This is a genomic window from Alkalimonas delamerensis (assembly GCF_030717955.1).
In the GTDB taxonomy this organism is placed as follows: domain Bacteria; phylum Pseudomonadota; class Gammaproteobacteria; order Enterobacterales; family Alteromonadaceae; genus Alkalimonas; species Alkalimonas delamerensis.
Map to the genome: position 1 here is coordinate 128,823 of NZ_JAUZVY010000006.1, position 15,157 is coordinate 143,979.

10 protein-coding genes are annotated in these 15,157 nt (G+C 55.2%); 7 read left to right on the forward strand and 3 right to left on the reverse strand.

Going from position 1 to position 15,157, the window contains the following annotated elements; all coding sequences use genetic code 11:
• The first annotated feature begins 32 nt into the window (after positions 1-32).
• Positions 33-299, forward strand: coding sequence for a type II toxin-antitoxin system TacA family antitoxin (locus Q3O59_RS13720; protein ID WP_305946125.1), 267 nt, complete (start codon positions 33-35; stop codon positions 297-299).
• Complete coding sequence (locus tag Q3O59_RS13725; RefSeq protein WP_305946259.1) at positions 296-790, forward strand: GNAT family N-acetyltransferase; 495 nt, start codon at positions 296-298, stop codon at positions 788-790. The genes Q3O59_RS13720 and Q3O59_RS13725 overlap by 4 nt, the downstream gene beginning before the upstream one ends.
• A 62-nt stretch (positions 791-852) precedes the next feature.
• Here Q3O59_RS13725 and Q3O59_RS13730 read toward each other — a convergent pair whose 3' ends face one another.
• Together Q3O59_RS13730 and Q3O59_RS13735 are read right to left on the reverse strand one after the other, a co-directional pair.
• Positions 853-3,723: an insulinase family protein gene (locus Q3O59_RS13730; protein ID WP_305946260.1), complete on the reverse strand. Its 2,871-nt coding sequence runs from the start codon at positions 3,721-3,723 to the stop codon at positions 853-855.
• 115 nt (positions 3,724-3,838) lie between these two features.
• Positions 3,839-5,416 carry a serine hydrolase gene (locus tag Q3O59_RS13735; protein ID WP_305946126.1) on the reverse strand — a complete coding sequence of 526 codons (1,578 nt, stop codon included), beginning with the start codon at positions 5,414-5,416 and terminating at the stop codon, positions 3,839-3,841.
• 268 nt (positions 5,417-5,684) lie between these two features.
• Here Q3O59_RS13735 and katG point away from each other — a divergent pair, with 268 nt between their 5' ends.
• Positions 5,685-7,949, forward strand: a complete 2,265-nt coding sequence (katG, locus tag Q3O59_RS13740; RefSeq protein ID WP_305946127.1) for a catalase/peroxidase HPI — start codon at positions 5,685-5,687, stop codon at positions 7,947-7,949.
• Positions 7,950-8,073: 124 nt separating this feature from the next.
• Here the strand turns inward: katG and Q3O59_RS13745 are convergent, their stop codons facing one another.
• A complete protein-coding gene (locus Q3O59_RS13745; protein WP_305946128.1) occupies positions 8,074-9,372 on the reverse strand; it encodes a DEAD/DEAH box helicase in 1,299 nt (432 codons plus the stop codon).
• A 280-nt stretch (positions 9,373-9,652) separates the two neighbouring features.
• Here Q3O59_RS13745 and cysG point away from each other — a divergent pair, with 280 nt between their 5' ends.
• The 4 genes from cysG to Q3O59_RS13765 are packed head-to-tail and all read left to right on the forward strand — an operon-like array spanning position 9,653 to position 15,149.
• Positions 9,653-11,059 carry a siroheme synthase CysG gene (gene cysG, locus Q3O59_RS13750; protein ID WP_305946129.1) on the forward strand — a complete coding sequence of 469 codons (1,407 nt, stop codon included), beginning with the start codon at positions 9,653-9,655 and terminating at the stop codon, positions 11,057-11,059.
• Between the two features lie 9 nt (positions 11,060-11,068).
• Positions 11,069-11,965 (forward strand): sulfate adenylyltransferase subunit CysD, encoded by an 897-nt coding sequence (gene cysD / locus Q3O59_RS13755; RefSeq protein ID WP_305946130.1) that lies wholly within the window; start codon positions 11,069-11,071, stop codon positions 11,963-11,965.
• On the forward strand, positions 11,965-13,428 hold the full coding sequence (gene cysN, locus Q3O59_RS13760) for a sulfate adenylyltransferase subunit CysN (protein ID WP_305946131.1): 1,464 nt from the start codon (positions 11,965-11,967) through the stop codon (positions 13,426-13,428). Before cysD ends, cysN begins: the two co-directional genes overlap by 1 nt.
• Entirely contained in the window at positions 13,425-15,149 is a 1,725-nt protein-coding gene (locus Q3O59_RS13765) for an SLC13 family permease (RefSeq protein ID WP_305946132.1), read from the forward strand. Before cysN ends, Q3O59_RS13765 begins: the two co-directional genes overlap by 4 nt.
• Positions 15,150-15,157 lie beyond the last annotated feature (8 nt).

Consider the following 15,157-nt stretch of genomic DNA (forward strand, 5'->3'; position numbering starts at 1 on the left):
TGTATATCTATTGTGCAGCTGGGGGAGTTACCATGCGTGCTGCAGCCATTAACCTACGGGCCTTGCCCGAGCAGCGGGATCTGATCGATCAAGCAGCCAGCCTGCTGGGTAAAAATCGCTCGGATTTTATGCTGGAAGCTGCCTGTGAGCTGGCGCAGAATGTGCTGCTGGATCAGGTGCATTTTCAGTTGGATGCCGGTAAATACCAGGCTTTTGTCGAGCTGTTGGATGCCCCTCCGGAGCAGAACCCTGGCCTGAAGCGCTTGATGGCGCTCAGAGCACCCTGGGATAACGCCTGATGCTGGAGCTCACTGCTCCACAGCCGCTTGCATCACATCATAGCCTGGAACACTTTTCCTCTGGTGAGACCGTGCTGGATACCTGGCTAAAACGTCGGGCGATGGCAAATCAACTGCGCGGGGCCAGCCGTACCTTTGTGGTGACCGATAAGATCGATGCGGTGTTAGGCTACTACGCCATGGCAGCCGGTGCTGTCGCATTGCAGGCGGCCAGCAGCACGGTGCGCCGGAATATGCCCGATCCTATCCCGGTGATGGTGTTAGCCCGCCTGGCAGTGGATAAGCAAGCACAGGGCATGCAACTCGGAGCTGCCTTGCTGCAAGATGCAGTAAAGCGGGCGCTGCATGTAGCACAGCACACCGGCGTAAGAGCTCTACTGGTGCATGCGCTGCATGAGCGCGCCAAATCATTTTACCTGCACTACGGCTTTCAGGTATCCCCAGTCGATCCCATGGTGCTGATGCTGCGGTTAAGTACCCTTAAACCATAAAAAAACGCCGGATGCATCCGGCGTTTTTGCGTGCAAGAACTGACTCCATCCTTACTCTTTCCTCACTGCGTCGCCATCCGGCGCTGGAATTCGGCCAGATCAGTCACCAGCTGCTGGTTAGGCAAGGTAGCAAACGGCTGCTCACTGAAAGCCGTGCCACGCATCTGCACCGAAATCCGTGCTGCTTCCGGGTTCAGTAAGGTTTGCTGGTAGAAGGCTTGCACGTCCGCCAGCGTCACCTGCTCAACAGCGGCAATCAAGCGCTCACGGCTATCAAAGTCGAAGCGCTCGCGGTACCAGTCGCTGACCAGCGGCCGCATTTCTTCCTGCAGGTTTTTCGGTGGCTCCTTTAAGCTGATCAGCAAGCTCTGCTGCAGCGCCGCAAATTGCTCTGGCGTCACCTGCTGCAAGCGCTGCCAGTACTGGTGCTTAAAATCCTCAAAGCGCTGCTGCATATCGGCCGGGCCTTTGACCGGGGTCTGAATATACAAACCAAAACCGGTGTAGTCATTCAGATCGATGGCGGTGCCACCCACCGCATAGGCCAACTGCTCCTCGGTGCGCAAGGTATCAAAAGCCTGATTGGAAAAGTGCGATGCCAACACATTGGCGGCAGCACGCACCGCCATGCCTTGGTCTGGATGCACATGCATATCAATCAGTGCCACATCGGTGACATGAATATCGCGCGTCAGCACCAGTGCCTCACCTGCGGCTGGTTTCCAGAATGGGCTTTGGGTGTAAGGCGTAATGGTCCGATTGGCTGGCAAAGCCGCATCCAGCTTGTTGACCAGCGTCTGCACATCCTGCTGATCGTAATTGCCAAAGGCAAAGACCCGCACCTGATTGGCTTCCAGCGTTCCAGCAATAAAAGCTCTCAGATCGTCAGGCGTCATCGCCTGCGCTGCGGCGATCAGCTGCTCCGGATTGTAATTTCCGCCGCGATACAGGCTGTTAAAAGCCCAGAACGCCTGACGAAAAGGCACCTGACGACTTTGGTTGGCAAGGCCCCGCACATAACGATCAACCGCCTGCGAGAAACCAGTCTCGGTGATGCTTGGGGTAAGCCCTGCCAGCAATTGCTCCAGCAGCTCGGGTTGCTTGTCGGTAAAGCCATCCAGGTTCAATGTTAAGCCATTGCCATCGCTAAGCCAGACGCCGATGCCGGCCACACGGGCCTCAGTACGCAGGGCACTTTGCTCCAGATTGTACAAGTCCCGCCACAGCGCAAAAGCAACCCGAGCCTTGATGTCGTTTTGAGCCGCAGGGCTGTTCAGCACAATGTCCAACCGGCCTCGTGGCTGGTCACTAAACACCTGGCTTGGGTACAACCAGGCAGCGATGCCGTTGTGATCGACCACCAGCTCAGGCTTTTGCTGCTCGGCCCGGGCTTTAATGGCAAAGCTTTCCGGCAACAAGCGATTGACCTGCGGCAAGTTCAGCGCCAGCTGCGGCTGCTGCCAGGCCGCCATTTCTTCAGCGCTGATATCGACAATTTTGTACTTGCCAACATGATGCACCAATTTGCTGTCGTAGGGCTCTTGCTGGCTGATGTACCAGACCCGAAGGTTATCCGGCGTCAGCTGCACCAGCACCTGCTCAATGGCTTCAGCATCAAAACGCTCATAAATAAAAGGGGCGGCAATGGCATGCTGCACCGGGCGTTTCAACATGCTGGCCGTCAGCCCAGAGGCATAGCCAAAGCCATCGGTTTTCTCCAGAAACTGAAATTGGTTGGCCAGGCTGGTTTTGATTTCCTGATAGTATTGTTCATCCACGCCTTGTTGCTTAATCAGTTCCAGGTACTGCATCACCATCGCGGTAATGGCCTCACGCTGCTGCATGCCGGCATCGGTCAGACTCATGTCAATGCTCAGACTGCCGTAGTTGCCGTACAGGTCCGGATTGACCGACACATTAAAGCTGGAGACCAGGCCAGAGGACATCAGTTGCGCCGCAGCGGTGCCCGGCATTTCCGAGCGCAGCAAGTAGGCAATGAACTCATTGGGTTTGACCGCATACTGCTCAGAGTTATCGCGAATGGTGAAATCAAGCCGCAGCTGTTTCACATCCTGATTTGGCACATAGTGAATGCGCTTGCCACCGAACAGGCTGTTGTCCAGCTCAGCCGTCACCGTCGGAATGGCAATCTCTTTGTTTTCAATGCCGGAAAAATGCTGGCGCGCCAGCAGCTCCATCTCCGCCAGTGGCCGATTGCTGATCATCGCCAGCTTCATGTTGTTGGCCGAGTAATAACGGTCGTAGTAAGCCAGCATTTCCTCATGCAGCTTGCTACCAGGCTTATCGCTTAAGCTTTCCAGGCTCCCTGCCAGGAAGCGGTTGGACGGGTGGTCGCCAAACATCCGGCGCATCAACTCAAACTGAGCTAAGAAATCCTGCTCGCGGCGCATCGAGTGCTCGGCGTTGACGGCATTGCGCTCTTTGTCCGAGTACTCGGGATAAAACTTCGGCGATTTAAAGAAATCGGAGAAACGATCCAGCGCTTCATCGTACACGCTGTTATTGATTTCAAACATGTAGTTGGTGATATCCAGCCAGGTGTAAGCGTTGTATGCCCCATTGTGCTGACTGAAAAAAGCCGCGTACTCGGCAGGATCCGGGTAACGTTCCGTGCCCATAAACAGCATATGCTCAAGATAGTGGGCCAGGCCCTGCTGGGTCATTGGATCTTGCAACATGCCAGCGCCAACACTGAGCGATACCGCGGATTTTTCGGTGTCAGGATCCGACACCAGCAGCACTTCCAGTTGATTTGGCAGTGTCAGTGTCTTGTAGGCACGTTGATCATTGGGGCTAACCACAACAGCAGTTGCTTGCTGCTGGGCAGCGGTTTGCTGTGGCACCGAGGATTGCTGGGCACAACCGGTCATCACGGCCAGAGCAATGGCGCTCACCACGAACAGTTTCTTCATCATCTTATTCCTTGGTAACATCGATGTAAAAATACTTAGCCGAATGCTACCGAATGCCAGTCATGCAAGCCAGTTGACAGGCTCTCCAATTTGTAAGCGGATATGTCCTGGTTTACTACAGCTTCTGAAATACGGCAGTACGACTGTAGGGCGTCGGGTAAATGCCGACCTGTAACAGTTGTGGCCTCAGGGTCCACTCCACACTCAGCTCGATGCTGCCATCCTCATTTTTGGCAAAGTGGACAAATTTTTCCCGCTGCGCTTTGTTGTGCCAATGAGCCCGGTAGCTGTCGCCCTGCCAGTGCTCCAGGGTAAGTTTCGAAACGCCATCGTCCCAGAAGCTTATCAGCAGCTCGCCATCTTCGTTTTGCTGCACGTCGGCGCTGCCGTATAAATCGTGCTCATAACGACCTGTGATTTGTGCTGCGCTTAAACTGGCCGCTTCATCGGGCTGACGTTGTTGCTCAATCTGCTGACGGGCTTCGCTGGCGTTGGCGAAGTTCTTTTGATACTGCGACAAATAGTCGCTGTGCCAATCGTGAGGTGGCAAACCGGCGATGCGATCGATGATGGTGCGGGTCACTGCCGGGCGGAAGTTCTCAAAGGTATTGCCTATCACGACAATGCCAAGCTCCAGCTCCGGCACCAGGGTCACCAGCGTATTAAAGCCATCGGTCGCACCACCATGGCTGGCGGTTTGGTAGCCACGATAGTCTTCCAGATACCAGCCAAGGCCATAAGCCCGTACCGGCTCGGTCCGACTGGCGCGACTCACCGCTATTTGCGGACTGAAAATCTCGGCCATCACGTCTTCGCTGACCAACCGCTGCCCCTGATAAACACCAGCCTCACCCAAATTCAGCCGCATCCACTGCGCCATCTCATAAACACTGCTATTGATCGACGCCGAAGGTCCGACATTGTCAAAGTTACGACGGGCGATTTCGACCACAGCGCCCTCGATGTACTGATGCGGCAGGGCAATATTGGCATCGTCCGGCGTAAACTGGGTGATGGAGGTATTGCTGCGGGTCATGCCCAGTGGTTGGAACAGGCGCTCACGCACAAACTCATCCCAGCTCTGGCCGCTGACCGCAGCCACCACTTCACCGGCCACCGAATACATCACATTGTGGTAGACAAAACCCGAGCGAAAGGGCTGCTCAAAGTCGTGATAGCGCATCTGCCGGATCACCTGCTCGCGGCTGGCGGTGGGCATAAACTGAATGCGGTTGCCGGTGATGCGGCCAAGGCCAACCCTGTGAATCAGCAAGTCACGAATGCGCACTTCCTGGGTGACCCAATCATCAGCCAGTTGAAAATACGGCAGATGATCGACCACCCTATCGTCCCAGCTCAGCTTGCCTTCATCCACCAGCAAACCGAGCGCTGTTGCCGTCATCGCTTTAGTGGTCGAGGCCACGCCAAATAAGGTGTGTTCATTGACCGGCAGTTCGGATGAAAGCCCCAAGGTGCCAAAGCCGCGAGCATAAATGACCTCATCCCGGTATACCACAGCCACGGCCAGCCCCGGCAATTGCCAGTCCTGTCGTCCTTGCTCAATACAGTGATCCAGACCAGCCAATGGATCTGGTTTGGTGGAGTGCAGGGCACAGCCAGCCAATGCCAAGGCAGCCAGGCTGATCAGCAGCAAGGAACGGACAAAGTAAGAAGTGAAAAGCGTGGGATGCATGCCGGGCCTCGAAATAACCATTCAAGGCCAGCATACTAGCTGATTTGGCCGCTGGGGCCAAATCAGCTAGATATTCGGGTGAGGATATCCGATATGGCCGCGACAAAAACCTCCATACCATCAATCTAAAACATCGATTAACACAATTGATTTTAATCACAACAAACAATAATGAACTTACTATAATCTCATGGGTGAACCATCGTTAAGCTCGCTGTTCAGCTAGCTTAAACAAATTTTTGAAGTACTAACCTTTAGGAAACGAATAATGAAGCAACGACTGTTTTATAAATCAATCCTCGCTGGCATGATGAGTATGCTGCTGGCATCTGGCTCTACTTTGGCAAACAATCATCAAGCAGCCGAGATGAGCAAGCCACAAGGAGCAACTGGTTCTGGTACAGCGGCCGCTGGCGCAATACGAAATAACCAGTTTTGGTGGCCAGATCAACTCGATCTATCACCCCTTCGTGCTCACAGTGTCCGCTCCAACCCTTTTGGTGCAGACTTCAATTATGCAGAAGCTTTTAAAAAACTGGACCTTGATCAAGTCAAAAAGGACATCGATCAATTACTCACTACCTCTCAAGATTGGTGGCCAGCAGACTTTGGCAACTACGGCCCTTTCTTTATCCGTATGACCTGGCACAGTGCTGGCACCTACCGCACTTTGGATGGCCGAGGTGGTGCTGGCGGCGGACAAATGCGATTTGATCCTCTCAACAGCTGGCCAGATAATGCCAACTTAGATAAAGCGCGACGTTTACTTTGGCCCATTAAACAAAAGTATGGTGAGGCCTTGTCGTGGTCCGATCTAATCGTGTTAGCAGGAAATGTTGCGTTAGAAAATATGGGGTTTGAGACCTTCGGTTTTGCCGGTGGTCGGGCTGATGATTGGGAGCCGGACTTAGTTTACTGGGGGCCTGAAGTTGAAATGCTGGCCAGCGATCGTGAAGATGTCGATGGACAACTGCAACGTCCTTTAGGTGCAACCCACATGGGCTTAATTTACGTGAATCCAGAAGGGCCCAGAGGCGTACCCGATCCTGTTGGCTCGGCAAAGAATATCCGAATTGCCTTTGACCGGATGGCCATGAACGATGAAGAAACGGTGGCACTTATAGCTGGCGGCCATACATTTGGTAAGATGCATGGTGCGCACAGTCCTGAAAATTGTTTAGGTGCAGAACCCGGAGCAGCAGGCATTGAAGAGCAAGGGTTTGGGTGGAAAAACACCTGCGGCAAAGGTCATTCTGAAGACACCATTACCAGTGGTTTAGAGGGCGCATGGACACAAGCCCCAACACGCTGGACCTCCTTGTACTTAAGTAACCTGTTAAACTTCGAATGGAAGCAAACCCGCAGTCCGGCAGGAGCGATACAGTGGATCCCAACCGATGAGTCATTGCATGCTTCCGTTCCGGATGCACACATCGAAGGCAAATTTCACCCACCGGTTATGACGACCGCGGATTTAGCACTTAAATTTGATCCGGAGTACAGAAAAATAGCCGAGCGCTTTTTAGCTAATCCGGAAGAATACCGCTTAGCCTTTGCTAAGGCCTGGTACAAACTAACCCATCGTGATATGGGACCTCCACGCAACTTTTTGGGTAAAGAAGTTCCAGCAGAAGTACAGGTATGGCAGGATCCAATTGATGATAGTACTCGCTCCACCATCAATAACCGGGATATCAACCGGCTGAAAACGGCTATCCTGGAATCTGGGCTGACAGGTCCTGAACTGATCCGGGTTGCCTGGGCCTCTGCAGCCAGCTACCGCAATTCCGATATGCGCGGTGGTACGGACGGTGCCCGTATTGCCCTGGCACCTCAAAAGGATTGGGCTGTTAATAACCCCGTGGAAACCGCCAAAGTTCTGCAGGCGTTAACCGTCATACAAAACGACTTCAATAAAGGCAGACGCAAAGTTTCTTTGGCTGACTTGATTGTTTTAGGTGGCTCTGCGGCAATAGAAAAAGCCGCTAAAGACGCGGGTTACAGCATTACAGTCCCCTTTACACCTGGTCGTGGGGACGCAACTCAAGAGTTCACCGATGTACATTCATTCAATCAGCTTGAATTGACCTCAGATGCTTTTAGAAACTACTTTGATGTCGATGCCAGCTACAAGTCACCTACTGAAATGTTGGTGGATAAAGCGGCTCAGTTGGATTTATCGGTGCCAGAAATGACCGTATTGATTGGTGGCTTACGTGCTCTTGATGCCAACTACCAAGGCGAGCAGCACGGTGTCTTTACCTCTCGCCCGGGCACCTTAAACAACGACTTCTTCGTTAATCTGTTGGATATGTCTACAGTGTGGAGAAAATCGGATCAAGATGGTATTTACCTGGGATTTGACCGGGCAAACGGACAACCTCTCTGGTCAGCAACTTCTGTTGATTTGATTTTTGGTTCCAATTCCGAGCTTCGCGCTGTGGCTGAAGTCTATGCATTTGATACTTCCAAGCAAAAGTTTGTAGATGACTTTGTTGCAGCATGGGCTAAAGTCATGAACTTGGGTCGCTAGCCAACACAACTCTTGTGCAACGAATACCAATAAAGGGCCGCCAGGCCCTTTATTTATGCTTGAAAACCAGACTCCGCTCTTGGATAGCGTAGTCTTAGCGAAATACATCGGTTGATGAACTACCTTAGCTGGCGTTTGGCCCTCTGGCCGGGCGGCGGTGCTGGCTGCGGGCTTTGGCTTGGGCTGAGCCTTCGGCGCGCTGGCCATCGCGGTGCTCACGCTGTGGCTTGGGCTTTTTCGGCCGTCGTGGTTTGCTCGACGGCTGCAGCGGGCCGGAGGCCGGCAGCGGATGCACCGGCTCGTAACCGGCTTGCTGCTGACGCGGAATGGCCTGACGAATTAAACGCTCAATATCGCGCAGCAACTTGGCATCATCGGCGCAGACCAGCGACACGGCATGGCCACTGGCTCCGGCGCGGCCGGTGCGGCCAATGCGGTGTACATAGTCTTCCGGCACATTGGGCAAATCAAAGTTCACCACTTGCGGCAGCTGATCGATGTCCAGACCGCGGGCGGCAATGTCGGTGGCTACCAGCACCCGCACTTCACCGCTTTTAAAGCCAGCCAACGCCTTGGTACGAGCGCCCTGGCTTTTATTGCCATGAATGGCAGCTGCCTGCAAACCCACGGCTTCCAGTTGCTTGGTTAATTTGTTGGCACCGTGCTTGGTTTTGGTAAACACCAGCACCTGTTGCCAGTGGTTGTCGACAATCAGGTCAATCAACAGCTGGGCTTTGCGGTTTTTATCCACCGGGTACACCAGCTGCTCAACCCGCTCAGCGGTGCTGTTGGCCGGACTGACCGATACTTCCAGTGGGTTATTGACCATGGTTTTGGCCAGGGCACGAATGTCGTCGGAGAAGGTCGCTGAGAACAGCAGGTTTTGCCGCTGCTTGGGCAGCAGCGCCAGAATTTTACGAATATCACGGATAAAGCCCATATCCAGCATGCGGTCGGCTTCATCCAGCACCAGCACTTCCAGCTCGGAAAAGCGCACTGCATTTTGCTGGTACAAGTCGAGCAAGCGGCCTGGGGTGGCAATCAGAATATCGACGCCTTTACGCAGCTTTTGCATCTGCGGGTTAATTTTCACCCCGCCAAAGACGATGGTCGAGCGCAGCGGCAAGCGGCTGCCATAACGCACCACGCTATCACCCACCTGAGCCGCCAGCTCCCGGGTAGGGGTTAAAATCAAAGCCCGTGCCTGATTGGCAGAGGCCGGCTTGCCTTCAGCCAACCGCTGCAGCAGTGGCAAGGTAAAACCAGCCGTTTTGCCGGTCCCGGTTTGGGCGGCGGCCATCAAGTCGCGGCCAGCCAAGACGGCAGGGATAGCCTGAGCCTGAATAGGTGAAGGGGTGTCGTAGCCTTCAGCCTGAATGGCTGCAAGCAAAGGGGCCGATAAGCCCAGGGAGGCAAAACTCATAGATTCTCACTTGTTGTACAAAGATTCGCCAGAACGGCGGTCGGGCAGGATACCTGAAAACCGCTGTCAGTGCCATCGAAACCGCACGATGACCGACTTTGCCGTTAAATCTAACACTTAAAGCATAGATAAAAGAACACTAATTCCTTTTGGTTATATCTGAGCGCGATCCATTATTTTATTAAAGCCATACAGACGGCTATTCTGCAAACCTGAAGGTCCCCTTGCTAATCATGGCTGGGCGTCAATTGCTAGTAGCCAGTGTGGGCTGAGGTGTGTGATGGATTTTTTACCAATTTTTACCCAGTTGCAGCAGCAACCCGTGCTGGTGGTCGGCGGCGGCGCTGTGGCCTACCGCAAAATCCAGCTGTTGCTGGCCGCAGGGGCTCAGGTCACGGTGCTGGCCAAACGCATCAGTGCCGACGTGCAGGCGTTGCAGGGCGAACAGCTTCGCTGCATTGAAGCAGCCTTTGGCGAGCACAGCATTGCCCATTACAAACTCATTATTGCTGCCACCGATAAACCGGCGGTTAATGCCGAGATTTTTCAGGCCGCCAACGCTGCCAATATCTGGGTGAATGCTGTCGATGATCCCGAGCATGGCAACTTTATTTTCCCGGCCATTGTCGATCGCAGCCCCATTGTGGTGGCGATCTCCTCCGGCGGCAATGCTCCGGTGCTGGCGCGTCGTTTGCGCGAGCGCATCGAACAGCTGCTGCCGCAGTCGGTCAGCCTGATCGCCCGCTTCGCTGCCGAGTGCCGTCATCGGGTCAAAGCTGCGCTACCGTCCATCAGTGAGCGGCGGGATTTCTGGGAGCGTTGGTTTGCCGGCCCGGCCCAGCAACTACTGGCGGCAGGCAAAACCAAGCAAACCGAACAGCTGTTTCAGCAGCAACTGCAGGATTTTGTGCCCAATCAGGGCGAAGTCTGGTTGGTCGGGGCTGGCCCGGGCGATCCGGAGCTGCTGACCATCAAGGCGATGCAATGCATGCAGCAGGCCGATGTGCTGGTGTACGACGGCCTGGTTAGCGCCGATGTGCTGGCCTTGGCACGGCGCGATGCCGAGCGCATCTGCGTGGCCAAGCAAGCCGGTTTTCACAGCCTGCCGCAAGATGAAATCAATGCGCTGATTGTCCGGCTGGCGCAGCAAGGCAAACGGGTCTGCCGGCTAAAAGGCGGCGATCCCTTTATTTATGGCCGTGGTGGCGAAGAGTGCGAAGCCCTGGTGGCCGCCGGTATTCGTTACAGCGTAGTGCCAGGCGTGACCGCCGCCGCAGGTTGCGCAGCCTATGCCGGCATTCCGCTGACCCACCGCGATTATGCCCAAACGGTGCAACTGGTCACCGGCCACTGCCGCGCCAATGGCGACGAGCCGGACTGGCCATCGCTGGCCAAAGCCCGGCAAACCCTGGTGGTCTATATGGGGCTGATTAATAGCGGCACTCTGAGCCAGCAGCTGATTGCCCATGGCCGCAGCGGCGATACGCCGGTCGCCATTATTGAAAACGGTACCCGGCCTGAGCAGCGCAGCATTACCGGCACGCTGGCGCAATTGCCAGCGCTGATTGCCGAGCATCAGGTGAAAAGCCCGGCGCTGATTATTGTCGGCGAAGTGGTGGCACTGGCACCCAATTTACACTGGTTTCAAACATTTGTGGCTGAGCAAAGCGCCAGCCAGGCAGCCTAGGAGCAACTGATGGCTTTATCGCATTTACAACAACTGGAAGCCGAGAGCATCCATATTTTCCGCGAAGTCGCCGCCGAGTTTAAAAAACCGGTGATGCTGTATTCGATTGGCAAGGACTCGTCGGTGCTGCTGCACCTGGCCCGCAAGGCCTTCGCACCGGGCAAGATCCCTTTCCCTTTGCTGCATGTCGACACCGACTGGAAGTTTCGCGAGATGATTGAATTTCGCGACCGCATCGCCAAGGACTACCAACTGGACTTGCGGGTGCACAAAAACCCGGAAGGACTGGCGATGGGCATCAACCCCTTTGTACACGGCAGCGCCAAGCACACCGACATCATGAAAACCCAGGCGCTAAAGCAGGCCCTGAACCAATATGGCTTTGATGCCGCTTTTGGCGGCGCCCGTCGTGATGAAGAAAAATCCCGCGCCAAGGAGCGGGTGTTTTCCTTTCGCGATAAACACCACCGCTGGGATCCGAAAAACCAGCGGCCAGAACTGTGGAATATTTACAACAGCGCCATCAACGAAGGCGAAAGCATCCGGGTGTTTCCGCTTTCCAACTGGACCGAGCTGGATATCTGGCTCTACATCCTGCAGGAAAACATCGACATCGTGCCGCTGTACCTGGCAAAAGAGCGCCCTGTGGTGAAGCGTGATGGCACTCTGATTATGGTGGATGACGATCGCATGCCAATTGAACCCGGTGAAGTGATTGAGCAGAAATCGGTGCGTTTTCGCACCCTCGGTTGTTACCCACTGACCGGCGCCATCGAATCCACCGCCAATACGCTGGAAGGCATTGTCGAAGAAATGTTACGGGCCCGCACCTCAGAGCGTCAGGGACGGGTGATTGATCAGGATCAGTCCGGGATGGAGCTGAAAAAACGCGAGGGGTACTTCTGATGAGCAGCACCGTTTTGGAAAACACCAGCTTAGAGCAGCAACTCAATGAGCTCGGCATTCGCGGCTATCTGCAACAGCACCAGGACAAAAGCCTGCTGCGGGTGCTGACCTGTGGCAGTGTCGATGATGGCAAAAGCACCCTGATTGGCCGCCTGCTGCACGACAGTCAGCAACTCTATGACGATCAGCTGGATGCGTTAAAGCGCGATCACAAAGGCCGCAACAGCGAAGGCGAGCTGGAGCTGGCGATGCTGGTGGATGGCCTGCAAGCTGAGCGTGAACAAGGCATCACCATCGACGTGGCCTACCGCTATTTTTCCACCACCCAGCGCAAGTTTATTCTGGCCGATACGCCGGGCCATGAGCAATATACCCGCAATATGGCCACCGGCGCTTCCAATGCCGATGTTGCTATTTTGCTGGTCGATGCCCGCCATGGCGTGCTGACTCAGACCAAGCGCCACAGCTTTATCTGTGCCTTGCTTGGCATCAAACATTTTGTGGTAGCAGTCAACAAGATGGATTTGATTGGCTACGCAGAAACCGAGTTTAGCCGCATCAAAAAAGACATTCTGGCCATTACCACCCAGTTGCAGGTACCACAGGTTGATGTGGTGCCACTCAGTGCACTCAAAGGCGAGAACATCATGAGCCTGTCGGCCAGCATGCCCTGGTACCAGGGCCAGCCACTGCTGCCTTTGCTGGAAACACTGCCGGTGCCGGATCGCAGCGGTCAGCACAGCCGCTTCCCGGTGCAGTACGTCATCCGGCCCGATCTGAACTTCCGTGGTTTTGCCGGTACCCTTACCGGTGGCCGGCTGGCGGTAGGCCAAACAGTGAAAGTCTATCCTTCCGGTCAGCAAAGCACCATTCGCAGCATTGAAACCTTTGCAGGCGCCCAGCCTTCGGCCGAGGCTGGTGAAGCCGTGACCCTGACGCTGCAGGATGAAATCGACATCAGCCGCGGCGACTGGCTGGTGCCGGTGGAAGAAAGCATCACCCAAAGCAACCGAGCCCTGGCCTATCTGGTGTGGTTTAACGAGCAGCCGTTGCAACAAGGCCGTTTGTACGACCTGAAACTGGCCAGCCGCAAAAGTTCGGCCAGCATCAGCAAGCTGGACCATAAAATGAATATCAATACGCTGCAAAAGGTCGAAGCCGACAGCGTGCAGATGAACGACATTGCCCTGGTGGAGCTGGAGCTGACCGAAGTGCTGCCACTGGATACTGCCAGTGAGCACCCGGGTACCGGAAACTTTATTCTGGTCGACAGGCTGAGCAATGCCACGGTCGCCGCTGGCCTGGTGCAAACCGTGCTGGCCACCGAGCAAGCCAGTGTACCGGCCAATTTCTCTGCCTTTGAGCTGGAGCTCAACGCCCTGATCCGTAAACACTTCCCGCACTGGCAAGCGGCCGATTTATCGGCATTGAGTCAGGCGCTGTCAGCCCCGGATCGGTCATGACGCTGCAGCAGCTTGGGGTGATAGGCCTGTTGCTGACACTGATCGCAGGTCTTATCTTTAGCAAACGCTCGCCGGCCTTATGGTTTGGCGGCGCTTTGCTGCTGAGCTATCTGGTTGGCTGGCAGCCGCTGGAAAAAGCGCTGACCAACTTCAGCAACCCCTCGCTGATCACCTTGATGCTGTTGCTGCTGGTCTCGCTGGCGATTGAAAAGTCCCAGCTGGTGAGCTGGCTGAGCCGCAGCTTTTCCGGCCAGAACCTCAGTCTGGTAGTCGCCAGGCTCAGCCTGGCCAGCGGCTTTTTGTCGTCCTTTGTCAACAACACCGCTGTGGTCTCCACCCTGATGGCGTCGTTGCGCCAGCACCCGCACTTTGCCGCCTCCAGATTGCTGATCCCGTTGTCCTACAGCGCCATTCTGGGTGGCATGCTGACCTTAATCGGCACCTCCACCAACCTGATTGTCAATGGCTTTGTTGAAGAAGCCGGCCATGCCAGTCTGGGCTTTTTTGATTTTACCCTGCTGGGTTTGATTGCCTTTGGCGCCGGCTTGCTGGTGCTGATGGTAGGGACGCATTTTTTGCCCGACACCGGCAAAGACGAACAGACGGCCGCGCCTTATTACGTCAGTGCCCGGCTTGCCGACGACAGTCAGCTGATTGGCAAAAGCGTCAGCGACAATGGTCTGCGTGAGCTGCAGCAGCTGTTTTTGGCCGAAATTCAGCGTGGCGAGCAGCTGATTTGCCCGGTCAAGCCCGAGACAGTGTTGGAGCCCGGTGATGAACTGCATTTTGTCGGCGACTTGCAGGCCGTATCCAAACTGCAGAACTTTCCCGGCCTGACACTGGTGCCCGGTGAAGCCGAGCACAGCGGCGAGTTGATGGAAGCAGCCATTAGCTACAGCTCCAAACTGGTTGGCAAAACCCTGAAGCAGGTGCGCTTTCGCGAGCAGTACAATGCGGCGGTGATCGCCGTGCGCCGTGGCCATGAGCGCTTAAACGGTGGCCTCGGCAATCTGGTGCTGCATGCCGGCGATGTGCTGATCCTGGCCACCGGCAAAGACTTCCCGGGCCAGAATGAGCTCGGACAGGACTTTATTTACGTCAATGGCCTGGCCATCAGCCAGCCGCTGCCGGCCAAACGCAGCCACTGGGTGCTGGGCAGCTTTGCGCTAACCCTGGTGCTGTCCATTCTGGAGTTGGTACCGCTGGTAAAAAGCCTGCCGGTGCTGCTGGTGCTCTATCTGGCCAGCTCGGTGATTAGCGTCAACGAACTGAAGCGTCGTTTTCCACTGGAGCTCTTTATCATTGTTGGCTCGGCCATTGGTCTGGCGCAGTTGATGATCCAGTCCGGCGTGGCCGGCATGATTGCCGGAGGCCTCAATCAACTGGTGGCCGGTTACGGCCCCTACGGCGCGCTAATTGCCATTTTTGTTGCCACCTGGCTCTTTACCGAAGTGGTCACCAACAACGCCGCAGCCGCCTTGACCTTTCCTATCGCTTACGCGATGGCGCTGGATCTTGGCACCAGCCCGCTGCCCTTTTTTATGGCGGTGGCCTTTGGCGCTTCGGCCAGCTTTATTTCCCCTTTTGGCTACCAGACCAACCTGATGGTCTACAGTGCCGGCAACTACCAGCTAAAAGACTATGCCCGCATCGGTATTCCGATGGCGCTGGTGTACTCGACAGTGGTGCTGCTGTGCCTGCCGTATTTTTACCCGTTTTAACTCTCGGA